Origin of the sequence: Halomarina oriensis, assembly GCF_009791395.1 — an archaeon.
Classification (GTDB): domain Archaea; phylum Halobacteriota; class Halobacteria; order Halobacteriales; family Haloarculaceae; genus Halomarina; species Halomarina oriensis.
Genome location: NZ_WSZK01000017.1, coordinates 58,055 through 83,067, shown reverse-complemented (window position 1 = coordinate 83,067; position 25,013 = coordinate 58,055). Strand labels below are relative to the sequence as shown.

Annotated in this window: 26 protein-coding genes and 1 pseudogene; 10 read left to right on the top strand and 17 right to left on the bottom strand. The window is 69.4% G+C overall.

Features of this window, described 5'->3' with window-relative positions:
* Positions 1 to 8: 8 nt before the first annotated feature.
* From nadC to GQS65_RS11575, 6 genes are all read right to left on the bottom strand, one after another.
* Positions 9 to 821: a carboxylating nicotinate-nucleotide diphosphorylase gene (gene nadC / locus GQS65_RS11600; RefSeq protein ID WP_158204808.1), complete on the bottom strand. Its 813-nt coding sequence runs from the start codon at positions 819 to 821 to the stop codon at positions 9 to 11.
* Positions 811 to 2,319 carry an L-aspartate oxidase gene (locus GQS65_RS11595; protein WP_158204807.1) on the bottom strand — a complete coding sequence of 503 codons (1,509 nt, stop codon included), beginning with the start codon at positions 2,317 to 2,319 and terminating at the stop codon, positions 811 to 813. The genes nadC and GQS65_RS11595 overlap by 11 nt, the downstream gene beginning before the upstream one ends.
* 1 nt (position 2,320) lies before the next feature.
* Positions 2,321 to 3,451, bottom strand: coding sequence for a quinolinate synthase NadA (gene nadA, locus GQS65_RS11590; RefSeq protein ID WP_158204806.1), 1,131 nt, complete (start codon positions 3,449 to 3,451; stop codon positions 2,321 to 2,323).
* A 366-nt stretch (positions 3,452 to 3,817) separates the two neighbouring features.
* On the bottom strand, positions 3,818 to 5,404 hold the full coding sequence (locus tag GQS65_RS11585; RefSeq protein ID WP_158204805.1) for a CHRD domain-containing protein: 1,587 nt from the start codon (positions 5,402 to 5,404) through the stop codon (positions 3,818 to 3,820).
* Between the two features lie 213 nt (positions 5,405 to 5,617).
* Positions 5,618 to 7,234 (bottom strand): amidohydrolase, encoded by a 1,617-nt coding sequence (locus GQS65_RS11580; protein WP_158204804.1) that lies wholly within the window; start codon positions 7,232 to 7,234, stop codon positions 5,618 to 5,620.
* Between the two features lie 149 nt (positions 7,235 to 7,383).
* Positions 7,384 to 8,229, bottom strand: coding sequence for a formate/nitrite transporter family protein (locus GQS65_RS11575; protein WP_158204803.1), 846 nt, complete (start codon positions 8,227 to 8,229; stop codon positions 7,384 to 7,386).
* 84 nt (positions 8,230 to 8,313) lie between these two features.
* Here GQS65_RS11575 and GQS65_RS11570 point away from each other — a divergent pair, with 84 nt between their 5' ends.
* A complete protein-coding gene (locus GQS65_RS11570; RefSeq protein WP_233265117.1) occupies positions 8,314 to 8,904 on the top strand; it encodes a GNAT family N-acetyltransferase in 591 nt (196 codons plus the stop codon).
* A gap of 144 nt (positions 8,905 to 9,048) precedes the next feature.
* Positions 9,049 to 10,299, top strand: coding sequence for a hydroxymethylglutaryl-CoA reductase (NADPH) (gene hmgA / locus GQS65_RS11565; RefSeq protein WP_158204802.1), 1,251 nt, complete (start codon positions 9,049 to 9,051; stop codon positions 10,297 to 10,299).
* Between the two features lie 246 nt (positions 10,300 to 10,545).
* Here hmgA and GQS65_RS11560 read toward each other — a convergent pair whose 3' ends face one another.
* Genes GQS65_RS11560 through GQS65_RS11540 form a run of 5 tightly spaced genes read right to left on the bottom strand, consistent with a single transcriptional unit; the run spans position 10,546 to position 12,378 of the window.
* Positions 10,546 to 10,917 carry a hypothetical protein gene (locus GQS65_RS11560; protein ID WP_158204801.1) on the bottom strand — a complete coding sequence of 124 codons (372 nt, stop codon included), beginning with the start codon at positions 10,915 to 10,917 and terminating at the stop codon, positions 10,546 to 10,548.
* A gap of 27 nt (positions 10,918 to 10,944) precedes the next feature.
* Positions 10,945 to 11,151 carry a hypothetical protein gene (locus tag GQS65_RS11555; protein ID WP_158204800.1) on the bottom strand — a complete coding sequence of 69 codons (207 nt, stop codon included), beginning with the start codon at positions 11,149 to 11,151 and terminating at the stop codon, positions 10,945 to 10,947.
* 30 nt (positions 11,152 to 11,181) lie between these two features.
* A complete protein-coding gene (locus GQS65_RS11550; protein ID WP_158204799.1) occupies positions 11,182 to 11,352 on the bottom strand; it encodes a hypothetical protein in 171 nt (56 codons plus the stop codon).
* Between the two features lie 38 nt (positions 11,353 to 11,390).
* Positions 11,391 to 11,849 carry a hypothetical protein gene (locus tag GQS65_RS11545; RefSeq protein ID WP_233265116.1) on the bottom strand — a complete coding sequence of 153 codons (459 nt, stop codon included), beginning with the start codon at positions 11,847 to 11,849 and terminating at the stop codon, positions 11,391 to 11,393.
* Between the two features lies 1 nt (position 11,850).
* The gene (locus tag GQS65_RS11540; protein WP_158204798.1) at positions 11,851 to 12,378 is read right to left on the bottom strand and encodes a DUF5817 domain-containing protein; all 528 of its coding nucleotides are present in this window, start codon (positions 12,376 to 12,378) and stop codon (positions 11,851 to 11,853) included.
* A gap of 70 nt (positions 12,379 to 12,448) precedes the next feature.
* Between GQS65_RS11540 and GQS65_RS11535 the strand changes: the two genes are divergently transcribed.
* Both GQS65_RS11535 and GQS65_RS11530 read left to right on the top strand, forming a co-directional pair.
* Entirely contained in the window at positions 12,449 to 12,787 is a 339-nt protein-coding gene (locus tag GQS65_RS11535; protein ID WP_158204797.1) for a cupin domain-containing protein, read from the top strand.
* An 83-nt stretch (positions 12,788 to 12,870) separates the two neighbouring features.
* The gene (locus tag GQS65_RS11530; RefSeq protein ID WP_158204796.1) at positions 12,871 to 13,905 is read left to right on the top strand and encodes a hypothetical protein; all 1,035 of its coding nucleotides are present in this window, start codon (positions 12,871 to 12,873) and stop codon (positions 13,903 to 13,905) included.
* Here the strand turns inward: GQS65_RS11530 and icd are convergent.
* Positions 13,808 to 15,067, bottom strand: a complete 1,260-nt coding sequence (gene icd, locus GQS65_RS11525; protein WP_158204795.1) for an isocitrate dehydrogenase (NADP(+)) — start codon at positions 15,065 to 15,067, stop codon at positions 13,808 to 13,810. The genes GQS65_RS11530 and icd overlap by 98 nt on opposite strands.
* Before the next feature lie 105 nt (positions 15,068 to 15,172).
* Positions 15,173 to 15,874 (bottom strand): hypothetical protein, encoded by a 702-nt coding sequence (locus GQS65_RS11520; protein ID WP_158204794.1) that lies wholly within the window; start codon positions 15,872 to 15,874, stop codon positions 15,173 to 15,175.
* Between the two features lie 186 nt (positions 15,875 to 16,060).
* Here GQS65_RS11520 and GQS65_RS11515 point away from each other — a divergent pair, with 186 nt between their 5' ends.
* Complete coding sequence (locus GQS65_RS11515) at positions 16,061 to 16,984, top strand: isoaspartyl peptidase/L-asparaginase (protein WP_158204793.1); 924 nt, start codon at positions 16,061 to 16,063, stop codon at positions 16,982 to 16,984.
* 344 nt (positions 16,985 to 17,328) lie between these two features.
* Positions 17,329 to 18,222 (top strand): type II methionyl aminopeptidase, encoded by an 894-nt coding sequence (map, locus tag GQS65_RS11510; protein ID WP_158204792.1) that lies wholly within the window; start codon positions 17,329 to 17,331, stop codon positions 18,220 to 18,222.
* A 167-nt stretch (positions 18,223 to 18,389) separates the two neighbouring features.
* Here map and GQS65_RS11505 read toward each other — a convergent pair whose 3' ends face one another.
* Positions 18,390 to 18,590 carry a DUF7835 family putative zinc beta-ribbon protein gene (locus GQS65_RS11505; protein ID WP_158204791.1) on the bottom strand — a complete coding sequence of 67 codons (201 nt, stop codon included), beginning with the start codon at positions 18,588 to 18,590 and terminating at the stop codon, positions 18,390 to 18,392.
* 246 nt (positions 18,591 to 18,836) lie between these two features.
* Between GQS65_RS11505 and GQS65_RS11500 the strand changes: the two are divergent.
* Positions 18,837 to 19,369: pseudogene (locus GQS65_RS11500) on the top strand (HIT family protein).
* Positions 19,370 to 19,467: 98 nt separating this feature from the next.
* Complete coding sequence (locus GQS65_RS11495; RefSeq protein WP_158204790.1) at positions 19,468 to 20,412, top strand: cation diffusion facilitator family transporter; 945 nt, start codon at positions 19,468 to 19,470, stop codon at positions 20,410 to 20,412.
* Positions 20,413 to 20,434: 22 nt separating this feature from the next.
* Here GQS65_RS11495 and GQS65_RS11490 read toward each other — a convergent pair whose 3' ends face one another.
* The 3 genes from GQS65_RS11490 to deoC all read right to left on the bottom strand — a co-directional run bounded on the left by GQS65_RS11490 (position 20,435) and on the right by deoC (position 23,520).
* Complete coding sequence (locus tag GQS65_RS11490) at positions 20,435 to 21,364, bottom strand: hypothetical protein (protein ID WP_158204789.1); 930 nt, start codon at positions 21,362 to 21,364, stop codon at positions 20,435 to 20,437.
* A gap of 203 nt (positions 21,365 to 21,567) precedes the next feature.
* Positions 21,568 to 22,818, bottom strand: coding sequence for a tRNA (N(6)-L-threonylcarbamoyladenosine(37)-C(2))-methylthiotransferase (locus GQS65_RS11485; protein ID WP_158204788.1), 1,251 nt, complete (start codon positions 22,816 to 22,818; stop codon positions 21,568 to 21,570).
* Between the two features lie 72 nt (positions 22,819 to 22,890).
* Positions 22,891 to 23,520: a deoxyribose-phosphate aldolase gene (gene deoC / locus GQS65_RS11480; protein ID WP_158204787.1), complete on the bottom strand. Its 630-nt coding sequence runs from the start codon at positions 23,518 to 23,520 to the stop codon at positions 22,891 to 22,893.
* Positions 23,521 to 23,590: 70 nt separating this feature from the next.
* Here deoC and GQS65_RS11475 point away from each other — a divergent pair, with 70 nt between their 5' ends.
* Positions 23,591 to 24,484: a DUF63 family protein gene (locus GQS65_RS11475; RefSeq protein ID WP_158204786.1), complete on the top strand. Its 894-nt coding sequence runs from the start codon at positions 23,591 to 23,593 to the stop codon at positions 24,482 to 24,484.
* Positions 24,481 to 24,999, top strand: coding sequence for a hypothetical protein (locus GQS65_RS11470; RefSeq protein WP_158204785.1), 519 nt, complete (start codon positions 24,481 to 24,483; stop codon positions 24,997 to 24,999). Before GQS65_RS11475 ends, GQS65_RS11470 begins: the two co-directional genes overlap by 4 nt.
* The last annotated feature ends 14 nt before the right edge of the window (positions 25,000 to 25,013 follow it).

The window sequence follows — 25,013 nt, the reverse complement described above, 5'->3', positions numbered from 1 at the left end:
CCGCCGAGTCAGTCGCCGCCGGTCCGGAACGAGCAGTCCAGTGCGGGTGCGCTGTGGGTCAGTGACCCCATCGAGACGACGTCGACGCCCGTCGCCGCGTAGTCGGGGACGGTGTCGAGCGTGATGCCCCCCGACGCCTCGGCGAGGACGTCCTCGGGGAGCGCCAGCACGCCCTGCTCGACGTTCTTCGGAGGCATGTTGTCGAGCAGGACGACGTCCGCGCCCGCAGCGGCCGCCTTCGGCGCGTCGTCGGGCGACTCGACCTCGACCTCGACCTTCGTCGTGAACGAGACGCGTTCGCGGAAGTGGGCGACGGCCGCCGCGAGACCCATCTCCGCGACGTGGTTGTCCTTCACCATCACCATGTGTGAGAGGTCCAGACGGTGGGTGTCGCCGCCGCCGGCGACGACGGCGCGTTTCTCGATGCCGCGCAGGCCGGGCGTCGTCTTCCGCGTGCAGGCGACCCGGACGGTGTCGTCCACCTCGCGGGCGGCGTCCACCGCCTGCCGGGTTCGGGTGGCGACGCCGGAGGCGTGGCCGACGACGTTGACTGCGACGCGCTCACCGCGGAGGACGTCGCGTGCGGCCCCCTCGACGCGGAACACGGTGTCACCGACCTCGACGCGCGTGCCGTCGGGAACGAGCGCCTCGAACTCGACGCCGAGGTAGTCGAACACCGCTCGGGCAGCGTCGAGTCCGGCGACGACGCCGGCCTCCTTCGCAACGAGGTGACCCGACGTCTCCCCCGGAACGTGGTTGGTCACGTCGTGGTGGCCGATGTCCTCGACCAGCCACGACTCGACCTGCGCGTCAGTCAGCATCGACCTCGGGGGCGGGCGTCAGGAAGTGACAGCCCCGCGACTCGGTGTTCTCGGCGGCGGCACGGGCGACGAGCAGCGCCGTCACCGTCGCGTTCCGGAGTTCGTAGAGGTCACGGGCGGTCCGGGTCCGGGTGTAGGCGTCGACCTCACCCTTCAGGCGGCGGAGGCCGGCGCGTGCCCGTCGAAGCCCCGCCGCGTCGCGTTCGAGGCCGACGTGTTCGTCCATCACGCGCTGGAGGCGACGACGTTTGTCGACACAGAACCCCGGCGGGAGCGCGGGGTCCGAGTCGTCCGGGAGGGGCGCGTCGACGCGTTCGGTGTCGTGTCCCGCCGCGGCCTCGCCGGCGCGAACTCCCCATACCAGCCCTTCGAGGAGGCTCGTCGAGGCGAGGCGGTTCGCGCCGTGGACGCCCGTCCGGGCGCACTCGCCGACCGCGAACAGGCGGTCGAGGCTCGTCCGTCCGTGCAGGTCCACGTCGACGCCGCCACAGAGGAAGTGCTCGGCGGGCGCGATGGGGATGCCGTCGGCCCACTCGACCCCTCGCTCCTCGCACAGTGCCGCGAGGTCCGGGAACTCCTCGGCGAAGCCGAGTTCGCTCACGTCGAGGGTCACCGTCCCGGTCCGCTCGGCTTCGGTCGCCACCGCACGCGCGACCACGTCACGCGGGGCGAGGTCGGCGTCCGCGTGGTAGTCGGGCATGAACCGCTCTCCCTCGGCGTTCCGGAGCACCGCCCCTTCACCGCGGAGCGCCTCGCTGAGGAGGAAGGTATCCTCGCGCTCCTCGCCGGCGTAGGCGGTCGGGTGGAACTGGACGTACTCCAGGTCCCGCGTCTCCGCTCCGGCGAGGGCGGCCATGGCGACACCGTCGCCCGTCGCCGCCTCGGGGTTCGTCGAGCGCTCGTAGCACGCGCCGACACCGCCGGTGGCGAGGACGGTCGCCCCGGCGAAACAGGGTGCGACCTCGTCGTCGCGTTCGAGCAACGCACCGTGGACTCGGCCCTCCGCCGTCAGCAGGTCGAGCGCCATCGTGTCCTCCAGCACCGTCACCGACTCGTGGCCGGCGAGGTGTGCGAGGAACGGCCCGAGCAGGTGTCGGCCGGTCGAGGCGTCGACGTGCAGGATGCGCCGTTCGGAGTGGGCCGCCTCGCGCGCGAGGTCGTAGTCGTCGGATGCGTCGCCCCCCTCGGTGTCGAACGGCACGTCGAGCGTCTCGACCAGGACGTCCTCGACGGCGTCGCGGGCGTCGGTGACGAGCGACTCGACGGCAGCCTCGTCGGCGGTGCCGTCGCTCGCGGCCACGATGTCCGCGACGAACGTCTCGGGGTCGTCGCCGGTGACGGCGATGCCGCCTTGGGCCCACCACGTCGACGAGTCCTCGGGGGCGGTGGCTTTCGTCACGACGGTCACCGAGGCTCCCGTGCGGGCGGCCGCGAGCGCCGTCGAACAGCCAGCCACGCCGCTCCCCACGACGAGCACGTCGGTCTCTCTCTCGCGCATCTCAGACCTCCAGCATGCGGTCGAGCGCGACCTTCGCCAGTCGTTTCTCGTCGGGTGCGACCTCGACGACGTTGCGTTCGTTCCCGTCGGCCAGTGCTTCGAGCACCCACGTCAGGTAGTTCGGGTCGACCTGGCGCATCGCGTTGCAGTCCATACAGGCGTCGCCACAGAGCGGGACGACGTTCACCTCGGGGTGCCACCGTGCGAGGTGCCGGGCGAGGTGAATCTCGGTCCCGATGGCCCACGTCTCGCCGGGGTCGGCGTCGGCGACGGTCTCGCAGATGGTCGCCGTGCTGCCGACGACGTCCGCCGCCGCACAGACCTCGCGGCGACACTCGGGGTGGACGACGACGTTCGCGTCGGGATGCTCCGCTCGGACCCCCTCGACGTGGTCGACGCGGAACCGCTCGTGGACCTGGCAGTAGCCGTCCCAGAGCACCACGTCGGCGTCGGCCGCGGCCTCGGTGTCACGGTTCGGGTCCCACGGGTCCCACTCGACCGCCCGGTCGTCGATACCCATGTCGTGGGCCGTGTTCTCCCCGAGGTGTTTGTCGGGGAGAAAGAGGACGACGTCCCCGCGCTCGAACGCCCACTCGAACGCGTCGGCGGCGTTCGAGGAGGTACAGACCAGTCCACCCTGTTCGGCACAGAACGCCTTCAGGTCGGCGTAGCTGTTCATGTAGGTGATGGGAATCACCGTCCGGTCGCCCGTCGCGGCGTCGATCTCGGCCCACGCCGAGTCGACCTGCAACGCTTCGGCCATCCCAGCCATCGGGCAGGAGGCCTCCATCGACGGCAGGACGACGGTCTGGTCGTCGTCGGTGATGATGTCCGCGGACTCGGCCATGAACGTCACCCCGCAGAACACGACGTACTTCGCGTCGGCGTTCGCCGCCTCGACGCTCAACTGGTAGGAGTCGCCCACGAAGTCGGCGGCCTCCACGATCTCGCGGCGCTGGTAGTTGTGACCGAGCACCACCACGTCGTCGCCCAGTGTCTCGCGCGCGGCGGCGATGCGCGCGGTCCGTTCGGCCTCGTCCAGCCCCCGGTACCGCTCGGGCAACCGTTCGAGGTTGTCGTACTTGAACAGGCTCAGGTCCGTCTCGAACTCGGCAGTTTCCATCTCCGGCATCGGTAATCCTCGTTCGAAAGACACCAATACGGGCTATCGAATAAATTTTTTCTTCGGTCCTGCATATCGTCGTCTGGTAGGCACCGGACTGGTTATCGAGTACAGTAGTGACCGAGTATGTCGAGTATCGAAACTCGGAGGCCGAGAGAGCCGCCGTTCAGCGACGTTCGTCACGAGAGTCACGGTGTTCGACACGTTCGCCCTCCGACCGTGTCATCTCGGTTCGCCGGTCGTGTTCCGACCGGACGAGGGCGTACAGCGCGAGCGCGAGAGAGAGGACGAAGACGACGCCGAAGGCCGCCTGGAGAGGGACCTGACGACGTGTCGTCGCCGCGACGTGTTAGCCGCTTCGACGACCGACCGACGTCAGGAACGGAACGAGAGTTGGCCGCGAATCTCGCCGGCGGGGTTGCCCGTGCTGTGGACGTTGACGTAGTAGTTCTCGGGGTTGGCGGTCATCTCCTCGACGAGCGCGGTGTCCTCGACGACGCCCGATTCGAGCACCGGGTCGCCGGCCGTCGCGTCCACCGGCGACCCGCCGCCGGTGCCGTCGACGCTCTCGGTGAACGTCGCCAGGAGGGCGACGACGGGACCGTTCTCGTCGGGACCGCCCTCGTGGATGTGCGCCTGCGTGACACCGTCGACGTCACGGACGAGCAGGTCGTACTCCCAGGTTCCCTCGTCGGTGGGCGTGAACTGCGCGACACCCGACCCGGCCGAGTCGACCGGCGGCACCTCGTTCTCGCCGGCCAGGTCCGCGACGACGGGAGCGACGGGGAGCGCGACCGTCAGCGTGTGCCGGCCGGGACCGTACTCCGCGGTGGCAGCGTCGTAGCGCACCTGCTCGACGCTCCGGTCGAAGACGCCCGGTCCGGCCCCGTTGACGTAGCTCACGAGGCTCACGCGCTCGGTACAGCCCTGCTTGACCCGGAACGAGACGGTTGCGACGCCGTCCTCGACGGTGACAGGTCGAGTCTGGAGACAGCGTGCGTTCTCGCTCAGCACGCTCCCGGTACCCCGGCGGATGGTCGGCTCGTCGGTCGATCCGTGGAGGTATCGGAGCAGTCGGCCCTGACGGCCGTAGAAGTCCTCCGGGTCCTCGCCGAGGACCGCCTCGGGGTCGCCGACGACGAGGTCGACCTGGTAGGCCGTCGCCTCGGGCGTCGGCTCCTCGCCGTCGGTGGGGAGGCCACAGACCTCGGGGGGTCTGAGCTGGAAGAACAGCTGTTTGTGCTCGTCGGCGACGGCCTCCCACGGGACCGCACCCGACGCCAGGATGTTCTCGGGGGCGAGCGCGGGGTCGCGCAGGACGAGTCCGGCGGTGAACCCCGGCGGGCGGAGTTCCGGTCCCTCGCTCTGCTCGCTCTCGGCACCTTCCGCCGGCGGTGCACACGGGTCGGGGACGGACGGCGTCTCGGTGACACCACCGACGACGATGCGCCCGACGTGGCCGAATATCTCGTGGGGTGCACAGTAGTAGTCGTAGACGCCGGGCGTGTCGAAGCGGTAGAGCCAGGTCGCACCCGCGCCGAGATACGGCGACGAGAAGAACCCGAGACCACCGCTCTCCGGGTCGGGAACGCGCTGTTGGCGGCCGGCGTACGAGTGGTACGACGAGACGGTGTGGCCCGGCGTCGTGAACCGGAACGCGACGACGTCGCCCGTCTCGACGGCGAGACCAGTCGGCTGGTAGTAGAACTGCGGAATCGGGTTCGAGGGGTCGCTCGGCGGGTTGATGAGCAACTGGACCTCGTGGTCCGGTTCGACCGGCAGGTCCTCCTCGGGCGACAGCACGGTGTAGCCGAGGTTCGGGTCGATGGGGTCGCCCTCGCTGGACTGCGCACCGACCGTCCCGCTCGCCCCTACCGCGGTGACGAGCGCCCCCGCGCCGATGGCCTGCAACACTCGCCGCCGTCGCTGCGAGACGATATCCGAGTCGTCGTGAGATGACATTGCAGGAGCAGGTGACGACCCGTCCGGGATAGTTATGTCAGCGATAGTACTGGATAACGGTCTATTTCCCGAGTCAGTCGGGGAACCGAGCGGGTCCGTCCCACGGCAGGTCCGTGTCCGCGGAAGACAGCGACGGGGCGGACGGACGGACCGAGCGAAACCGATACCCCACGGTTCCGGTCGAGAGGAGTCGTCGAAGGCCGAAACGACCGACTACGCGTCGTCCGTTCGTCGGAAGACGACGTCGCCATCGACGACGGTGTGGGTCACCTCGACGTCACCGATACTGTCGGGAGCCACCGTCCACGGTGACTCCTCAAGGACGACGAGGTCCGCCCGTTTCCCGACTCTCACGGTCCCCAGACGGTCCTCGTCGAACCCGGCGTAGGCCGCGCCGCTGGTGTACGCCCGGAGCGCCTCGGTGACGGTGAGCCGCTGGCCGTCGGCAGGCGCGGTGACGGCCTGCTGGACGCCGAACAGCGGGCCGAGTGGCATGCAGTCGCTCCCGAACGCCAGTCGGACGCCGGCGTCGAGCAGGTCACGGTAGCGGTTCGTCGAGCGTGCCCGGTCCTCGCCGAGGCGGGTGTCGTAGAGACCGCCCGGCCGCGCCCACTTGAGGAAGTTCGGCTGGACCGACGCGACGACACCCAGTTCGGCGAACCGGGAGACGAGTTCGTCCGTCAGCAGTTCGGCGTGTTCGACCCGGTGACGTAACTCGGCGGGGGCCGAGACGCCGGCGTAGGCGTCGAGGACGGCCTCGATGGCCTCGTCGCCGATGGCGTGGGCGGTGAACTGGAGGCCGGCGGCGTCGGCGCGTTCGACGTACTCGGTCAGGGCTTCGGGCGTGACGACCCACTGACCGGTGGCGTCGGCGTCGGTCCGGTCGGAGTCGCCGTCTCCTGCCCCGCCACCGGCCGGCGCGTCGGCGTACGGTTCGGAGAGCTTCGCCGTCCGACCGCCGAAACTCCCGTCGGTGAAGCTCTTGACCCCGCCGACCCGGACGAACTCGCTCCCGTGGTTCGTCCGCGCACCGAGGTCCACGAGCGAGTCGAGGTGGTCGGTCCAGTAGTTGATACGCACTCGCAGGTCGAGTTCGTCGGCAGCGTCGAGTTCGCGGTACACTCGCGGGGCCTCGCTGTTCCGGACCATGTCGTGGACGCCGGTGACGCCGTGAGCGTGCGCGAAGTCACGGGCCGCCCGGACCAACTCGCGTGTCTCCTCGACGCCGGGGTCGACGGCCTCCCAGACGGCGTCGACGGCCTCCTCGACGACGACACCGGTCGGGTCGCCACCCTCGTGCCGGACGTCTCCCGTGGGCATGTCGGCGGCGAGGCGGTCCAGCGCGACGCTGTTCAGCCCCGCGGTGTGCATGTCCTCGCGGAACGCGACGACGGGTCGGGTCTCGCTCACCGCGTCGAGGTCCACGCGGGTCAGATACCGCGAATCGGTCCACGTGCTCTCGTCGTAGCCGAACCCCTGGACCCACTCGGCCGTCCCGTCGACGGCCGCGTCGTCTTCGGTCTCGGCCGCTCGCTCGCGGAGCAGGTCGGTCGCGTCGGCGGGCGAGTCGGCCGCCGAGAGGTCGGCGTGGACGAGTCGTCGCCCGACCATCGGGAGGTGGGTGTGGGCGTCGACGAACCCCGGCAGGACGACGCGACCCTCGCAGTCGAGCACGTCGGTGGCCGCGCCGACGAGGAAGTCGACCTCGTAGGCGTCGCCGAGACGGACGATCTCGCCGTCGCGGACGGCCAGCGCCTCGTGGGTCTCGGCGGGCGAGTCGAGCGTGTGGACCTCGGCGTTCGTGAGCACCAGGTCCGCTGGACCGGTCATACGCCGTCCGCGCGGCGACGGGACATAAGGATGACCGACGCGGGCCGCCGATGCCGTCGTACCGGGGCCGTCACAGGATGTCGCGGCGTGCTCGGCGGGAGTAGCGACTCACCGTCTCGATAGAGACGCGATCCGTCCGAGCGGCCGGCTCAGCGCTCGACGTCGCGGGTCTCGAACTCGACGTCCTGCTGTTCGCCCGCCAGCGCGACGTGCCCGTAGTTGAGCAGCCCGACGAAGACGCCGCCACCGACGACGTTGCCCAGCGTCGTGAACAGCAAGAAGCCGCCGAACTGTCCCAGGGTGACGCTCTCGGTCAGCACCATCGCCGCGACGACCTCGGTCGTCCCGAGGATGGCGTGGTGGAACGGCCCGAACCCGATCGACGCCGTGATGAGCAACACGAACACGAGCCGACCGATGGTGTCGCGGCTGGCAGCCGACAGCCACGTCGCGAGCCCCATCAGCCAGCCGGCGACGACGCCCGACATGACGACGACCAGCGGCGGGAGACCGAGCAGCGAGTCGGCGAGCGAGCGAAACGCCGACGGCTCGGCGATGCCCATGGGCTGGCCGACGACGGCGATCAGTCCGACGAACAGCACGCACCCCAGCAGGTTGGCGACGTAGACGATACCCCAGAGGCGACCGACCTCCCGGAGGGTCGCCCGGCCGTCGACCAGCGGGAGGATAGCCATCGTCGTGTGGGCGGTGAACAGTTCGGTCTGCCCGATGACGACGAACAGGAACGCGATGGCTGAGACGCCGGCGAGTGCGGTCTGTTGGGTGAGCGTCGACTCGAACCCGCCGGAGAACGTCAGCACCATCGCCATGAACAGCGCGCCGAAACTGAGGTTGAGACCCGCCGCCAGCCCCGAGAGAAACACCCCCTTCGGCGGGCGGTGTATCTCCTTGAGCGCGCTCTCCATCTCCCGTTCGAGGATGTTGCGGTAGTCGAGCGTCGCTCCCGTCGGCCCGTCGTCCTCGTCGGGGCTCATCGCCGGACTCTCCTCTCGGTGTTCATCGTGGCCACTCCACGAAAGGGGGACGTAAACCACCTGTGTCTGCCAGGACCGGGGGCATTGGGACGCCCCAGCGACGACCGGGTCGAACCGTTCATTGTCGTCTCCCCCGAACTGCAGGTGATGCCCGGCCCGCTGTTCGCCTCCGACGGCCGCGTCGACCTCCGGCCCGTCGCCGAGGAGGACCACGACGCTATCGCCCGCGACATGAACCACCCGGACCTGCGCGTCCCCGGCGGTGGCCCGACCGGCCCCACCGACGCCGACGCCGTCGCGGAGTTCGTCGAGTGGCTTCGCAACGACGACAACACCGGGTTCGTCGTCTGTGCGGAGGGTGGGTACGTCGGCCTCGTCACGCTCCGCGAGGACGGGTTTCAGGGTCGCGTCGCCACCTACGGCGTGTGGATCACACCCGACGCACAGGGGCGTGGCTACGCCACCGCCGCCAGCGAACTCGCCTTCGAGTGGGCGTTCGACCAGCACGGCTACCACAAGGTCGCCGCGAACGTCTTCGCGTTCAACGAGGCGTCGATGGCGCTGATGGAGTCGCTCGGCTTCACCGAGGAGGGCGTCCACCGCGAGGAACGGTTCGCCGACGGGGAGTTCGTCGACGTGCATCGCTACGGACTACTGGCCCGCGAGTGGCGCTAGGTGGGTGGGGTATTCGATGAGCCAGTGACGGAGTCGTGAACGCATCGAAAGAGGCGGTCACAGTTCCGTACTCGTCGAAGACGCTATCGTGAAACCGTAGCCCAGAATCCGAATCCTTAGCCTCCCCCCGTACGAGAGCCCCGTATGACCGCTGCTGACGCCGACGAAGAGGTCGCCGCCGACCTCGCAGAGCGAGTTCGAGACGGGGAGTTGCGACTGTACGAACTCGAAGACCACACGGACGCCGACACCGCCGCGATGGCCCGGCGACTCCTCCTCGAACGCGAGACGGACGCCGACCTCTCGACGGTCGGGGACTACTCGTTCGACGCGAGCGAGGCCAGCGGGACGAACATCGAGAACATGACCGGTGCGGTGCAGGTGCCCGTCGGCGTGGTCGGCCCCGTCCGCCTCGACGGTGAGGCCGCGGCCGACGAACACTACCTCCCGCTGGCGACCACGGAGGGCGCACTGCTCGCCTCGGTCAACCGTGGCTGTGCGACGATTCGGGAGAGCGGCGGGGCGACCGCTCGCGTGCTGAAGTCGAAGATGACCCGCGCGCCCGTCTTCCGTGTCGAGGACGTCGCGGCGGCCAGCGAGGTGGTCTCGTGGGTTCGAGCGAACGAGGACCGGATTCGGGAGGCCGCGGAGTCGACGACGAGTCACGGCGAACTCGTCGAGTTGACGCCGTACGTCGTGGGCGACAACGTCTTCCTGCGCTTCGGCTACGACTCGAAGGACGCGATGGGGATGAACATGGCCACCATCGCCACACAGGAGGCCTGTGAGTTGGTCGACGCGGAGACGCCCGCCTCGCTCGTGGCGCTGTCGGGCAACCTCTGTACGGACAAGAAACCAGCCGCCATCAACGCCGTCGAGGGCCGAGGGCGCACCGTCTCCGCGGACGTCGAGATATCCGCCGAGACGGTCGAGTCGGTGCTCAAGACCACGCCGGCGGCCATCGCGGAGGTCAACACCCGGAAGAACCACGTCGGGTCGGCGAAGGCGGGGTCGCTCGGGTTCAACGCACAGGCCGCGAACGTCGTCGCCGCGGCGTTCCTCGCCACCGGGCAGGACCCCGCGCAGGTCGTCGAGGGGTCGAACGTCATCACCACCGCCGACGTGCGCGTCGACGAGGCGGGCAACCGGTCGCTGTACGCCAGCGTCACGCTCGCCTCACTGGAGTTGGGGACGGTCGGCGGTGGGACGAAACTCCCGACACAGGCCGAAGGGCTGGACGTGGTCGGCGTCCGCGGTGGGGGCGACCCGGCGGGGACGAACGCGGACGCGCTCGCGGAGGTCGTCGCGGTGGCGACGCTCGCCGGCGAACTCTCCCTGCTCGGCGCGCTCGCGGCCTCCCACCTCGCCAGCGCACACGAGCAACTGGGCCGCTGACCGGGAGAGTCCGCGGGCGGAGGTTTTGAACGAGGAGGGGACGACCACGACACGTGAACGAGACGCGACGTATCGGTGTGCTGGCACTCGTCGGTCCCGCTCGTCGTCGTCGGAGTCGCGGGTTCACGAACTCGGACTCCGTGGCGGCGCGGCGTTCGCGCTCCCGGTGGTCGTCGGCGTCGCTTACGGCACGGGGACGCTCGTGGCCGTGGACGAGAACTGACGAGGGTCACGTGCGACGCGGCGTCAGCGCCGACGTTCGAGGAGCGAACGCGAGGCGACGGCGGCGAGGACGAACACCGCACCGACGAGCAACACGGCGAGACCGAGGTTCGCGGCCGACGCGACGAACACCACGGCGAACCCGACCGCTGCGAGTCCCTGGAGGCCGGCCTGGACGCGCATGTCCCCGGCGACGTCGGGGTCCGAGACCCGCGAGGAGACGACGAACGACCCGATAGCGGCGACGACGAACCCGGCGGCGACGATGCCCACGCCCAGCGCGGTCAGCGTCAGGTCGCCGACAGCGGCGTCGACGAACGTCCCGGCGAGCGCGAGGCCGCCACCGACCAGTAGTCCCACAGCCTGTGCCATCGTCGTCGTCCGCTCGACGTCCATCGTCCCGAGGTTCTCCCACCCGGCGCTTCAGCGTGTCGCTTCGTCGCGCCGGCGACGGTATCGGTGGTCCGCGTACGCCACCGTGACGAGTCCGAGGACCACGAGCGGGCCGGCGACGAGGACCCCGGCCGACGGGGGGACGAGCGCCGTCGCGAACACGAGTGCCGGGAGGGAGAGCGCCCAGCCGAACGCGGCAAGCGGGCGGCCGTGGGACAGCGCGCTCGCCGTGACCAAGAGGTAGAGGCCGCCGAACGCGGCGGCGAGTCAGACCGAGAGGTCGCCACTCCGGACCAGCCAGAAGAGGGGAAACGTCGCCACCAGTGCGAGTTTCGAGAGCCGGTCGGTTCCGAACCCGACCGGCGGACCGTCTCCTGATTGGTCGGGGCGGCGCTCCTCGAAGTCACCGGGACTGGGTCGGCCGCCGATGGAGGGCATCGTCGACCGTTCGGGTGCCGGACACATCAACCGAGGGGTCAGTCCGGCCGGAGCACGTCGACGACGAGGAAGACGGCGCCGCCGAGGACGACGGCGATGCCGAACCAGAGGACGGTGGGACCACCGATACCCGTCGCCAGGAACATCGCGCCGAACCCGACCGCACCGATACCGTGAGCGAGCGCCACCGTTCGCTCGCCGCGCCGGAAGAACCCGACCGTCCCGATAGCGAGACCGAGCGAGAGCGGGGCCGGCGCGAGGACGAACGGCGGCGCTTCGACGCCGAAGACGGTCACGGAGCGGACGGCCGGCTGAATCAACAGCAGGACGCCCGCGACGGCGACGAACACGCCGACGACCAGCGGCATCGGGTCGAGACCGTCGCGGCCGGTGTCGCCGGCCTCGAACAGGCCGTCCGGGTCCGCGAACTCGTCGTCGCGCCAGTCCACGGAGTCGTCGGTGTGGTCGGTGTCCGTCTCCGGTGTGTCGCTCCGCACGTCAGAGCAGGCGGTACCTGCCGTTCGTTTCGGTCACGTCCCCACGGCGGGTGAGACGGTCGAGTGCGGACCGGACGTAGTCGGCGGGGACGCCGTGGTCGGCGGCGTACGCGACCACCTCGTCCTCGGTGGGGCGGTCGAGGTCGGCCAGCGCCGTCTCGACCGTCTCCTTGCGACTCGGCGACGACCCGCCGCTCCCACCGTCGGCCCGTTCGCCGGCGGCGGCGACGGCCGCCGTGTCGAGGCCCGACCGTTCGAGGAACTCCTCGGCGCTCATCCCCGCGCTGTCGGCGTCCTCTTCGAGGTCGGCGAACGTCCCGAGGTCGTCGTAGGCGTCGCCGTGGCCAGAGCGCTCGGCGAGCAACCGGGCGCGAATCTCGCGGGCGGCGTCGACGTCCTCGTTCTGGTAGAACGTCCGGAGTTTCGAGAACTGGGAGGTGCGGCCACACCGCTGGCACTTCGTCGTCTCGGGGCGGCCGTCGACGATCTTCAGGGCGCGACAGTCCGGGCATCCCACGACCGAGTACATACACCGACGTATCGCCCGAACCGTCGAAAACCCTCCGAAGGGTTAGTTGGGTGGGCGACGAGTGGTGTGCATGGAGATAGCGACTCCGGACGACTGGGACCTGGTCGAGGCCGTCGAGGGTGTCGAGTTGGGACAGGTCGTCGGCGGCGAGGCGGTGAGCCTGCAGTACTTCCACATCGAACCGGGCGCGACCGTCCCCGAGCACAGCCACCCGCACGAGCAGACGGGCTACGTCGTCGAGGGGACGCTCACGTTCGTCGTCGATGGCGAGGAACTGACCGTCGAACCGGGCGACGGCTACGACATCCCGAGCGACGAACCCCACGCCGCCCGCAACGACGGCGACGAGACGGTGACCGGCGTCGAGGTGTTCGCGCCGCCACGCCGCGACGTCCCGTGGGCGAAGTGAGGCGAACGGGCCGACCGCCCGTGACACGGGGACATCCCCGTCCGGTGGCGAACGCTTAGGTCTCGGGCGGTCGAACGAGAGGTATGCGTCGGGTGGCGGTGGTCGTCGCGGTACTCCTCGTCGTTCCGCTCGCGGGGTGTGGCTTCCAGCAGAGTAGCCCTGCCGCCCCCGACGGGCAGGTGACCGTCACGCCAGCGGCGGTCCCGACCGACGCCCCGACATCGACGCCCGACGCCGCCGACGGCATCGCACCGGGAGTCGCACTCTCCGGGGCCGTCGACCCGGTCGCGCTCGCCGAAGCCCACCGCGAGGCACTGCTCGGGGCGTCGTTCACCCGGGAGACGACCCGGCTCATCGAAGGGGACGAGACGACCCTCAGCCGAACCGACCGGACCTACGAGGCCGCACCCTACCGCGTCGAGTTCCGTTACTCGCAGGTCCAGAACGTCTCGCGGGAGTATCCGGTTCGGTCGTTCGCCACTCGTATCGACCTCTACAGCAACGGCTCGACCACCGTCGCACGGTTCGAAGACGACGGCGCGGTCAGCTATCGACTCGCTCCGACCGAGCAGTTCTCGCCCATCATCGTCGGCATCACCGGGAACGAACGGGTGAGTGCACTCACGAGCGCGTTCGACTTCGAGGTCAGGGACGGGCCGGCCCCGGGAACCGTCCTGCTCGTCGGCGAGACGCTGAAGCGACCGAGTGCGCTCGACCCGCCGACGCTCACGAGCGGCGTCCGGAACGCGACGCTGACGATGCTGCTCACCGAGTCGGGACTGGTCCGGTCGTACCGACTGGTCTACGACGTGACGCTCGACGACCGTACCCTCACCGTCGTCGAGACGATGCAGCTCTCGGACATCGGCCGGACGCGCATCGAGCGCCCCCCCGTGGTATCGACTGGCCGTCGAGAACGGCAGCGGCGGCGTGGACGCCCCGGAGCCGAACAGACGACTCTGACCCGGTGGCGGCGCTCGGAGCGAGAGTATCGAGAGAAACGAGAGCGGTGTCGGTCGCTTACGCCTTGTCGCGGATGCGCTCTGCGACGCGCTCTGCGAACTCGCTGGTGGCGAGTTTCTCGCCGCCGTCGATCTGACGCTCGATGTCGTAGGTGACCTCGCCGGCGGAGATGGTCTCCTCGATGGCGTCGCGGAGCAGGTCCGCGGCGTCGGTCCAGCCGAGGTACTCGAGCATGATGCGGCCCGAGAGGATGAGCGCCGAGGGGTTGACCTTGTCCTGACCGGCGTACTTGGGTGCCGAGCCGTGGACGGGTTCGGCGAGCATGCGGCCGTCGCCGATGTTCGCGCCGGGCGCGATGCCGAGACCGCCGATCTGTGCGCCGGCGGCGTCCGAGAGGTAGTCGCCGTTGAGGTTCGGCATGGCGAGCACGTCGTACTGCTCGGTGCGCGTCATGATCTGCTGGAGCATGTTGTCGGCGATGCGGTCGTTGACGACGACGACGTCCTCGGGGGCGTCACCGTCGTTCTCCTCCCAGAGCGTGTCCTCGGTGATGACTTCGTCGCCGTACTCCTCCTCTGCGACCTCGTAGCCCCAGTCACGGAACGCGCCCTCGGTGAACTTCATGATGTTCCCCTTGTGGACGAGCGTGACCGAGTCGCGGTCGTTCTCCAGTGCGTAGTCGATGGCCTTGCGAACCAGTCGCTTCGTCCCGAACTCGGTGATGGGTTTGACACCGATGCCGACCGGACCGTCGTGGATGGTCGAGTCGAAGCCCATCTGCTCCTCGACGAACTCCTTGACCTCCTGGACCTCGTCGCTGCCGGCCTCCCACTCGATGCCGGCGTAGACGTCCTCCGTGTTCTCACGGAAGTTGACCATGTCCATGGCCTCGGGGTTCTTCATCGGCGAGGGGACGCCGTCGAGGTGGAACGTCGGGCGCATGTTCGCATAGAGGTCGAGTTTCTTCCGGAGCGCGACGTTCAGCGAACGGAAGCCGGCACCGACGGGTGTCGTCAGCGGGCCCTTGATGGCGACGCGGAACTCGCGGATGGCGTCGACGGTGTCGTCCGGGAGGTTCTCGTCGTACTTCTCGCGGGCGGACTCGCCGGCGTAGAGTCGCATCCAGCTGATGTCCCGGCCGGTCGCCTCCGCGGCGGCGTCGAGCACGGTCTGTGCGGCGGGACCGACGTCCTGTCCGATACCGTCCCCGTAGATGATGGGGATGATGGGGTTCTCGGGCACGTCGAGTTCGTCGCCGTCGTCCGCTACCGTAATCGGCTCGCCCTCCTCGGGCACGTCGACCTTCTCGTAAGACATTGGCGGCAACTCCACACGTCGCGGTAAAAGGTCTGCCGTTATCAGACGAGAACGGGCGTGGTGTCGCGTCTCGTTGGAGTCCGCTCGTGTCGCCCGACACCGCCCTCACGCCGACGCGGAGAGCGCGTCCGCGAGCGCTCGAAGCTGTGCCCCGCCGTCCTCGGCCAGCGCCCGCGGGAACCGTCGTCGTGCGCCGGCCAGCGCGTCGTCGAGCGCCACGCTCGCCTCGTCGAACACCCCGTCGCCGTGCCCGACCAGCACCCGGTCGGGGGCGTAGCCCGCGAACAGCCGACGAGGCGGAACCGGCCGGCAGAACAGGTAGACGCCGAGTCGTTCCTCCCCCGTGACCCACCCGGCGACGGTCCCGAGGCTGTCGGCGGCGTACAGCGTCCCGTCGGACGCCCGATACGCCACCGTCTCGCGCCACGACGGGAGCGGCGTCGTCTGTCGGTAGGTGAACCCGCCGTCGCCGTTCCGGAGTCGTCGGGTGGGCGCGTCGAGTCGCTCGGCGACTCGCTCACTGTTCGGCGGGAGCGAGACGGGAACGTCGTGACGGCGGGCGAACGCCGCCGCGTCGCGCGTGTGGAGGGTCGAGAGGACCGCGACGCCGGCCACCTCGCCGTACTCGGTCAGTAGGTCGTCGACGCCCGGTGCGTCGAGCGGGTCGACGACCCACACCTCCTCGTCCGCGACGAACGCGTGACTCGTGCGGGCGGCGCGTTCCTCGGGGTGGACCCGCCAGCCGACGCCGCCGTCGAAGCGGTCGACGACGGTGACGTCGCTCGGGGGACTGCGGTCGAACGCCATGCAGGCCGCACTCGCGGCGCGTCGAAAAAGGGTTCGCGTCCGACCGTGTCCGAGCGCGGCCACTCTCTGCCCGTTGTGACGTTCTCTCCGTCGGCTCACCGTCGTCGGCCCGGAACCGGTCGTCGTCGCGCGACCGACCGGCGGCGAGTCGCCGGGAGTTAAGCCGCTCCCACCGCCAGCGGGGGCATGTACGTCATCGCACACGGCGGAGCGGGGAGCGCCATCGAGGAACCGGGGCCACGACAGGCGGTGCTCGACGAGGCCGTCGCCGCCGGCCGCGACGCCGAGACGCCGCTCGACGCCGTCGTCGAGACGGTCCGAGTGCTGGAGTCGTCGCCGCGATTCAACGCGGGCGTCGGCGGGTCGGTCCAGTCCGACGGCGTCGTCCGCACCGACGCGGGCGTGATGACCAGCGACCGGGAGGTCGGCGCGGCGGCCTCGATGCCCGGCGTCGAACACGCCTCAGAGGTCGCTCGCCTCGTCATGGAGGAGACGCCACACGTCTGCGTCTCGGGCGTCCACGCCGTCGACCTCGCGGCCGCTTCGGACATCGAAGTGGAGACCGACCTCTGGAGCGACCGGACCCGCGAGCAGTGGGCCGACGAGGAACCGCCGGCGAACGACGACGTCCTCGCGCAGTTGCGATGGCTCCGTGACGACTTCGGGGGCGCACCCGAGGGCGACGACTCGCCGGGCGACGGTGCGAGCGCCGGGAGCGACGCCCACCACGAGTCGGATACGGTCGGTGCCGTCGCGTCGGACGGCGAGACGGTGGCCGCGCTCACCTCGACGGGCGGACGTTGGCGGGCGCTGGCGGGTCGCGTCGGCGACGTCCCGCAGGTCGGGTCGGGGTTCTTCTGCACCCACGCCGGCGGCGCGAGTTCGACGGGCGCGGGCGAGGACATCGTCCGTGTCACGCTCGCGCGCCGTGCGGTCGACCACCTCGAACTGGGACGGAACCCACAGCAGGCGGCGGAACTCGCTATCGAGGAGTTCGAGGACATCACCGAGAGCAGCGCGGGCGTCGTCGTGATGGACGCCGAGGGACGAGCGGGGAGCGCGTTCAACTCCGACGCGATGCAGACGGGTCGCCACGCGAACGAGGAGTAGTAACCGGCCGAGGACCAGCAAGACCGTCCAGTCCCGAGTGCTCGATGCACTCGACGCCGTGGACACGCTCGACGTGGTGGTACGGGGCGACCCCCGGACCGAAGCCGTACACGGACGTCGGTTGCGCGTTCGAGGGAGGGCGAACGAGAACGCCCCGACCGTCGCGTCCGACCGTCGTTCCGGTAGCGTCGACCGTCCGGGTCGCTGTACGGCGTCGCCGGAGTACGTCCTCCCCAAGTGGACTATATAGACCTTCGTCGGCGAGCGACTCGCACACCGCCGCGTAGCGACCCGGAACGGGTGGACAGCACAACCTCTTTTGCTCGGAGCGAGGAACGCCGAGTATGAGCGTCGATCTTTCGACGGAGCAGTACGAGAAACACCGCGAGGCGGGCGAGATTCTCGCGGAGGTACGCGACGAGGCCGCAGAGCGCGTCGATGTCGGTACGAGGCACCTCGACGTCGCGGAGTGGGCCGAAGACCGGATTCGAGAACTCGGCGGGAAGCCGGCGTTCCCGGTCAACATCAGCATCGACCACGAGGCCGCGCACGCGACGCCCGGTGTCGACGACGAGACGACGTTCGGCGAGGAGATGGTGAACCTCGACATCGGCGTCCACGTCGACGGCTGGCTGGCCGACACCGCCATCACCGTCGACCTCTCGGGCAACGACGACCTGGCGACGGCGAGCGAGGAGGCGCTCGACGCGGCGCTCGACCTCGTCGAACCGGGCGTCCACACCGGCGAACTCGGGGCGGCCATCGAAGAGACCATCGACGGCTACGGGTTCAACCCGGTCGTCAACCTCACCGGGCACGGACTGGGCCACTGGCAACAGCACATCCCGCCGAACATCCCCAACCGGGCCGTCGACACGGGCGTCGAACTGGAGGCGGGCGACGTCGTCGCCGTCGAACCGTTCGCCACCGACGGGTCCGGGAAGGTCGGCGAAGGCTCCACCGAGGAGATCTTCGCGCTCGAACACGAGCGCAGCGTCCGCAACCGGCAGGCACGGCAGGTCGTCGAGCAGGTGACCGAGGAGTTCCGGACGCTCCCGTTTGCGACGCGGTGGCTGGACACCGACCGTGCGGAGATGGCGCTCCGACGGCTGAAACAGCAGGGCATCGTCCACGGCTACCCCGTCCTCCAGGAGGCCGAGGGCCGTCTCGTCAGTCAGAAAGAACACACCGTCATCGTCACCGAGGACGGCTGTGAGGTGACGACTCGCTCGCGGTAGTCGCCCTCGAACGCACGTCCTCCGAAGCGTTCGCTCCGTAGGGTCGCGCACGTCGAGGTGACGGGCCGACGCGAGAACGGGGACGGGTCGGGAGGAGTGGGTCGCCAACGGAGTCCTCACGGTGTGGACCACCGAGCGGTGTGGGCGGCGGACGGAACGGACGGCGCTTACGCGTTGTTCATACGCAGGGCCGCCTCGTGACCGCAGACGAGACAGGTGCTGACGCGGTAGGGTTCGCGGGAGAACTGGGCGTTCTCTGCCTTCGTGCTCTCGGTGCGAATCTGGAGCGAGACGGAGTGAGCCGTCTCCGACTCGCACTCGGCGCACTCTTCGGTCATGTCGTTCCGACTGTTCTGTGTCGCTGCCATCGCTCTGGCGTACTGACTGGGGTGGTATAAAGGGAGCAAACCGTTGGAGGCCGTTCATCGACGAAACCGTCCGCAGTCGTGCGGTTTTCACTCGGTTCGCCACGGTCGAGGTGGAACCGTTCACAACTGTTTTTCCACCGTTCTACGGTCGTTTCGGCGAGTACAGCCACAAGAGCTAAACGGAGCCCAGACCCCCGATTCACCGCCGAGGGACACGCTTAGGATACCCCAAAGAGGGTGTGTGGTATGGACCAGTTGTTCGCGCCGTGGCGCATCGAGTGGGTCGAACGCGACGAGGCGGGCGAGGACGACGGCTGTGTGTTCTGTTCGTTACCCGGAGACGGGACCGACCGGGAACACCGCATCGTCGCCCGCAGCGACCACAGCTTCGTCCTGCTCAACAACTACCCGTACAACCCCGGCCACGCGATGGTCATCCCCTACGACCACGGCGGGGACTACCGGGGCCTCTCCGACGAGCAACTGCTCGACCACGCCCGCCTCAAACAGCGGACGTTCGACGCACTGGAGACGGCGCTCTCGCCACAGGCGTTCAACGCGGGGTTGAACCTCGGCGGGCCGCCGGCGGGTCCATCGAAGACCACCTCCACACCCACGTCGTCCCGCGCTGGGACGGCGACACCAACTTCATGCCCGTCGTCGGCGGGACGAAGGTCATCGTCGAGGCCGTCGAGGACACCTACGACCGTCTCCACGAGGCGTTCGCCGCCCAGGAGGGGGCGACGGTCGGTGACTCGGGCGCGGTCAGACTCCGGTGAGCACCCCGCCTCCGGGTCGAAGTTTCGACCCGTCTAACTCCGGGATTCGTCCGGCACAGCCCACAGCGCCTTTACCTCGGAGTGTCTAACGGGGCGATATGGACCGCGTCACGGCGCTCAGACGGGTCGGAGTGCTCGTCCTCGGCGTCAACCTCCTGCTGGCGCTCGCGAAGGGCGCGGTCTACCTCTCGACGGACAGTCTCGCGGTGGGTGGGGAAGCCATCAACAGCCTCGCCGACACCGCGTACAGTCTCGTCATCGTCGCCGGCCTCTACCTGACGACCCAACCGGCCGACGACGGGCATCCACACGGGCACGAGCGCATCGAACCGTTCGTCTCGCTGGTCGTCGCCATCGGCATCGCCGTCGCCGGCGTCGGCGTGCTCTGGCAGGCCGTCCAGTCGGTTCTCGCGGGCGGGACGGCCGTCGCCGGGCCGCTGGCCGCCGGCGTCCTCGCGGCCAGTGCGGTCGTGAAGTACCTCCTCTATCGGTACTGCGCTCGGATGGCCGACACCCATCGCTCGCCGGCGCTCCGGGCGACCGCTCTCGACAACCGGGCGGACATCCTCACCGCGAGCGCTGCGCTGGTCGGCGTGCTCGGGGCGGCGCTCGGCTACCCGGTGTTCGACCCGCTCGCGGGCGGCGTGGTCGCGCTGGGCATCCTCTACACGGGCTACGAGATCGGCCGGGACAACGTCGGCTACCTCGTCGGTCGGGCCCCCGACGAGGAACTCCACGAGGACATCATCGAGCGGGCACTCACCCACCCGGACGTCCACGGCGTCCACGACGTGGTCGCCCACCACGTCGGCCCGGAGGTCGACGTCAGCCTCCACCTCGAAATCGAAGGCGACCTGACGCTCGGCGAGGCCCACGACATCGAGACGGCGGTCGTCCGGGAGATACGCGCCGTCGACGCCGTCGACGACGTGTTCGTCCACCTCGACCCGCGAGAGCTCGGGGAGTGGAAAGAAGAGGACGGCGAGCGAATCACCGCCGAGGACACGCCGCCCGCACGACGGTTGGGGTCTGACCGGCAGTGAGCGGCCGCGAGCGTCGCGGGTTTCAGTTACCGGTGCTGTTCGTCGCGTTCCCGGACGCGTTCGTCCCGTTCGCCCCACCGCCCTCGATGGCGATGCTCACGGACTGGTTCCCGCCGTCGGTTCGGAGCGTGAACGCGACTTCTTCGGCCGTCGTCGGCGCGAAGAACTGCTCGGTGTAGGTCGCGGTCTCACCGCCGGCGACGTCGACGCTGAACGGCTTGACCGTCGAGTTCGGTGTGGACATGTCGACCAGTCCGCGGAGCGTACCGTCGGTCGACGACCCGTTTGCGACCGTCACGGTCACGTCGAACTGCGTGCCCGCCGAGACGGATTCGGGGGCGTCGACGCTCTCCAGGGTGAACGACGGGACGGCCTCGGAGAGCGAGGAGACGACCGCCTCGCCCAGCGCCCACCCGGTCTCGGTACCGTCGACGGCGACGGCGGCCGACGAGTAGTCGATACCGCCGGGGACGGTGAACGCGAGCCAGCCACCCGAGACGCCGTTCTCGGGGTCGTACGCGGCACCGCGCTCGGCGAGCGGGTTGCCGTTCGTCGGCGTCGAGGGGTCGTAGTTGCCGCTGGACTCGGTCACCAGTGTGAACGTCTCGGGAGCGGGACCACCCTCGCCGGCGTCGACGCGGACGAGGAGGTAGTGGCTCCCGACGCTGTTGGTCAGGGCGAACTCCTTGCGGCCCGTCTCGGAGACGAGCGAGGTACGGACGTCGGGGGCGCTGACGGCGACGGAGGTGCCGTCGACGGAGACGTCCTGGCCGAGGTCCGTCGTCTCGAACTCGTCGACCGACTGGTTGCTCCCCGCCGAGGAGTCGTTCGCGCTGTCGTTCGTACTGTCGTTTCCGGAGGTGTCGTCGTCGGTCGAACCGAGACAGCCAGCCAGCGCTGCGACGGCCGAAGCGCTTCCGATCGTCAGAATGTCACGTCGTCGGAGACTCATCGATTCACCTTCCGACGTCGGGGGCATGCCCGTTGCGTAGAGTGAAAACGTCGCTTTACCGGACCGTTCTCACGGCCGATGCGATCACGGCACACGTTGCGTGGTGAAGTGTGGCGTGGTGCCACGGGGCGTCGAGCGAACGCCCGAGTGCGGCCGCTCGGGACGAGGAGTAGCGTCGAGAACCGGTCGGCGAGCGGAGGCGTCTACAGCGGTTCGCCGAAGCAGTAAACGTTCTGTGCGCTCGTGATTTCGACCTCCAAGAGGTCACCCGGTTCGACACCCCTCGCCTCCGCGTCCGTGACGATGACCTGCCGGTAGGCCTCGTCGTAGCACTTCACCGAGTCGCCGGTGCCCTGTTCGACACAGAGCACCTCGTGGCGCTCGCCGACCATCGACTCGTGGACCTCCCGGAGGAGGCCCATCTTCAGTTCGACCATCTCCTTCGAGCGTTCCTTCTTCAGCGTCCCACCGAGACCCTTCATGTCGGCGGCGTCGGTGCCGGGCCGCTTCGAGAAGCGCGTCACGTTGACCTTCTCGGGACGGACGCGCTCGAACAGGTCGAGACTCTGTCGGTGGTCCGCGTCCGTCTCGGTGGGGAAGCCGACGATGAAGTCCGTCGAGCAGGTCCAGTGGTCGAGGTGGCGGTCGAACGTCTCGACGACCTCCTCGAACTCCCGAACCTGGTGCTGGCGGCGCATGTCGCCGAGTACGTCGTCGCTCCCCGACTGGACGGGGATGTGCAGGAAGTTGTAGAGTTTCTCGTTGTCGGCGAACACCCCCGCGAGTTCCTCGCGGATGCCGTGGACACCCTTCGGGTTCGCCATACCCACTCGAACGCGGAACTCGCCGTCGATGTCGCAGATACGGTCGAGGAGCGTGTGGAGTTGGCGCTCGCCCTGGTCCCAGCCGTAGACGCCGGTGTCCTGTCCCGTGACGCGAATCTCCTTCGCACCTGCGTGGACGAGCGCGCGCGCCTTCTCGACGTTCGCCTCGACGCTGGGGCTGTCGATGCGGCCCGTCGCCTGCTTGGTGATGCAGTACGAACAGTCGCTCATACAGCCGCGAGCGATGGGGAGGATGCCGACGACGCCGTCGAGGACGGGTTCGGTGTCGGGCGTGAGCGTCGGGCACTCACCGTTGAGTGCGGCGCTCGGCACGTCGTCCCAGTGGACGACCTGTGCGTCGACGCCGGCCTCGCGGAACTCCTCACCCTGTGCGAGCGCCATACAGCCGGTGACGATGAGGTCTTTCGTGACGTCCTCGAGTTCCTTGGCCCGCGTCAGCATGTTGCGTTCGGTCTTCTCGACGACCGTACAGGTGTTGAGGATGGCGACGTCGGCCTCCTCGGGGCCGGACGCACGGTGGTGGCCGCCGTCGCGGAGGGCCGCCTCGATGTGGCGGCTCTCCCCGCGATTGGCGGTACAGCCGTAGGTCTCGATGTGGTAGCGGGCCATCTTGGCGGGGATGCGGTCCGCGCGGGCAAAAACGCGACGTTCCGCGACCGTCCCCCGCGAACGGGACCCGACTCAGGCGTCCGGGTGACCGGTGACGATGTCGACGCCCGACGACGCACCGATACGAACGGCACCGGCGTCGAGCATCGCCATCGCCTCCTCGTAGCTTCCGACCCCGCCCGAGGCCTTGACGGGCAGGTACTCGCTCATCAGTTCCACGTCCGCGATGGTCGCACCGCCCTCGGCGAACCCGGTCGACGTCTTGACCATGGTGGCGTCGGCGTCCTTCGCGGCCTGGCACGCGCGGCGCTTCTCGTCGTCGGTGAGCAGCGCCGTCTCGATGATGACCTTCACCGGCAGCGGGGTGGCGGCGACGACCTCCTCGACGTCCTCCTGGACGGCCTCGTCGTCGCCGGCTTTCAGTCGGCCGATATTGATGACGAGGTCGAGTTCGTCCGCGCCGTCGCGCCACGCCCGCTCGGCCTCGTCGTGTTTCGCGCCGGTCGCGTGCTGTCCGTGGGGGAACCCGACGACGGTGGCGACGGTGACGTCGGTGTCCACGTCGGCGACGTAACACGGCGGGATGCAGACGTTGGTGCCGTGTTCCTCGGCCTCGGCGACGAGCGTCTCCACGTCGTTGAGGGTCGTCTCCGGACCGAGCACGGTGTGGTCGATACTGGCCGCGAACTCGTCGTAGTCCATACCCCCACCTGCGACTCGCCGTACAAAAGCGATTCACAAACCTTTCGGAGGTGTCCACAGAGTGGTCGGTATGCTACAACTGTTGCCGTCGGGGTTCTCGCTCCCGCCGGTGCAATATCTCCTCGTCGTCGCCGGCGGGGTCGCACTGGCGCTGTTGGCGCTCGGGTTGGCACGCCCCTCCGTCCGGGAGGTGACGGTGCTGGCGCTCACGCCGTGGATGGTCGTCGGTGCGGGACTGTACGCACTCTACCAGGTCGACGTCTTTCCGGACGTCGTCGCGCCGTTCTTCGGGTCGCCGATCGTCTACCTGACCGTGTTCGCGCTCCTCGGGTTCGTCTGGGGTCTGTCGTCGCTGCTCGGCGGCCGGGAACTCGCCTCGATGGTCCTGGTCGTCTCCGGGGCGGGGCTGGTGCTCGCGGTGCTCGGCCTGGCGCTCGTCGTCGGCATCACGCGCACGACGCTCGACATCGCCTGGCCGGGGGCCGCGCTCGTCGGTGCCGTCGTGCTGACCGCCCTCACGTGGGGGGCGCTGGGTCGACTGGCCCCCGACGCCACCCGAATCACCGGGTGGGCGGGCGTCCTCGTCGTCTTCGCACACGTCCTCGACGGGCTGTCGACGGCCGTCGGCGTCGACCAGTTGGGCTTCGGCGAGCAGACGCCGCTGTCGGCAGCCATCATCACCCTGGGCGAAGGGCTGCCGACGGAACCGTTTCTCGGGACGGCGTGGCTGTTCGTCCTGCTGAAACTCGCCCTCGCGGCCGCCATCGTCGTCTTCGTCGCGGACTACGTCGAGGAGGTCCCGAGCGAGGGCTACCTCCTGCTGGCGGCCGTCGCGGCGGTCGGTCTCGGGCCGGGAGTCCACAACATCGTCCTGTTCAGTATCTCGCCGGCCCAGCCGACGACCGCGGCGGTCGCCCCGCTCGCCGCCTCGCTCACGGCTGCCTGCCCGATTTCGCTGCCATGACGGCCGGGACACTCCCGGCTTCGGCTCTCGCGGTGCCGATAGCCATCTCGCCGACGCTGTGGGTTCCGGTCGCCATGCTCGGGGGGTTCTTCGCCGCACTCGTGATGGACCTGCCGATGGGCCGCCTCGACGAGGGGTCGACGCCGCCGCTCGTCGCCGCGGGCGTCCTCTACGACGAGCCACCGAACTCGTTACGACCGGAGCAGGCCCGCTCGGTCCACTACACTGCGGGCATCCTCGCCGGCGTGCTCTACGCGCTCGTTGCGCTGGTCCTCGACGCCGTCGTCCCGGCGGTGGTCACCGTCGCCGAGGTCCCGCTCGTTTCCCACCTGCTCGCCGGAGCGTTCGTCGGCCTGTTTCTCTACAGTTTCTTCGCTCGGGGCGTGCTCCCGCGCTACGGCGGCGGGAAGCGAGCGGTCGCCGCGACGGTCCGGCGCTCGTGGGCCGTCTCCGTCGGCGTCTTCGTCGTCGCACTCCTCCTGTTCGTCCCGGCGTTCTCGTTCCTGCTCGCCTGAAGACGGGAACCGGC

Excerpts from the sequence above, each read along its gene's own strand:
- GQS65_RS11505 (WP_158204791.1), bottom strand. The coding sequence starts at position 18,590 with ATGGCAGCGACACAGAACAGTCGGAACGACATGACCGAAGAGTGCGCC.
- GQS65_RS11540 (WP_158204798.1), bottom strand. The coding sequence starts at position 12,378 with ATGTACTCGGTCGTGGGATGCCCGGACTGTCGCGCCCTGAAGATCGTC.
- GQS65_RS11485 (WP_158204788.1), bottom strand. The coding sequence starts at position 22,818 with ATGGCCCGCTACCACATCGAGACCTACGGCTGTACCGCCAATCGCGGG.
- GQS65_RS11580 (WP_158204804.1), bottom strand. The coding sequence starts at position 7,234 with ATGACCGGTCCAGCGGACCTGGTGCTCACGAACGCCGAGGTCCACACG.
- GQS65_RS11535 (WP_158204797.1), top strand. The coding sequence starts at position 12,449 with ATGGAGATAGCGACTCCGGACGACTGGGACCTGGTCGAGGCCGTCGAG.
- GQS65_RS11470 (WP_158204785.1), top strand. The coding sequence starts at position 24,481 with ATGACGGCCGGGACACTCCCGGCTTCGGCTCTCGCGGTGCCGATAGCC.
- GQS65_RS11585 (WP_158204805.1), bottom strand. The coding sequence starts at position 5,404 with ATGTCATCTCACGACGACTCGGATATCGTCTCGCAGCGACGGCGGCGA.
- GQS65_RS11560 (WP_158204801.1), bottom strand. The coding sequence starts at position 10,917 with ATGGACGTCGAGCGGACGACGACGATGGCACAGGCTGTGGGACTACTG.
- GQS65_RS11550 (WP_158204799.1), bottom strand. The coding sequence starts at position 11,352 with ATGCCCTCCATCGGCGGCCGACCCAGTCCCGGTGACTTCGAGGAGCGC.
- hmgA (WP_158204802.1), top strand. The coding sequence starts at position 9,049 with ATGACCGCTGCTGACGCCGACGAAGAGGTCGCCGCCGACCTCGCAGAG.
- GQS65_RS11530 (WP_158204796.1), top strand. The coding sequence starts at position 12,871 with ATGCGTCGGGTGGCGGTGGTCGTCGCGGTACTCCTCGTCGTTCCGCTC.
- nadC (WP_158204808.1), bottom strand. The coding sequence starts at position 821 with ATGCTGACTGACGCGCAGGTCGAGTCGTGGCTGGTCGAGGACATCGGC.
- nadA (WP_158204806.1), bottom strand. The coding sequence starts at position 3,451 with ATGCCGGAGATGGAAACTGCCGAGTTCGAGACGGACCTGAGCCTGTTC.
- GQS65_RS11575 (WP_158204803.1), bottom strand. The coding sequence starts at position 8,229 with ATGAGCCCCGACGAGGACGACGGGCCGACGGGAGCGACGCTCGACTAC.
- map (WP_158204792.1), top strand. The coding sequence starts at position 17,329 with ATGAGCGTCGATCTTTCGACGGAGCAGTACGAGAAACACCGCGAGGCG.
- GQS65_RS11495 (WP_158204790.1), top strand. The coding sequence starts at position 19,468 with ATGGACCGCGTCACGGCGCTCAGACGGGTCGGAGTGCTCGTCCTCGGC.
- icd (WP_158204795.1), bottom strand. The coding sequence starts at position 15,067 with ATGTCTTACGAGAAGGTCGACGTGCCCGAGGAGGGCGAGCCGATTACG.
- GQS65_RS11520 (WP_158204794.1), bottom strand. The coding sequence starts at position 15,874 with ATGGCGTTCGACCGCAGTCCCCCGAGCGACGTCACCGTCGTCGACCGC.
- GQS65_RS11515 (WP_158204793.1), top strand. The coding sequence starts at position 16,061 with ATGTACGTCATCGCACACGGCGGAGCGGGGAGCGCCATCGAGGAACCG.
- GQS65_RS11490 (WP_158204789.1), bottom strand. The coding sequence starts at position 21,364 with ATGAGTCTCCGACGACGTGACATTCTGACGATCGGAAGCGCTTCGGCC.
- deoC (WP_158204787.1), bottom strand. The coding sequence starts at position 23,520 with ATGGACTACGACGAGTTCGCGGCCAGTATCGACCACACCGTGCTCGGT.
- GQS65_RS11475 (WP_158204786.1), top strand. The coding sequence starts at position 23,591 with ATGCTACAACTGTTGCCGTCGGGGTTCTCGCTCCCGCCGGTGCAATAT.
- GQS65_RS11595 (WP_158204807.1), bottom strand. The coding sequence starts at position 2,319 with ATGCGCGAGAGAGAGACCGACGTGCTCGTCGTGGGGAGCGGCGTGGCT.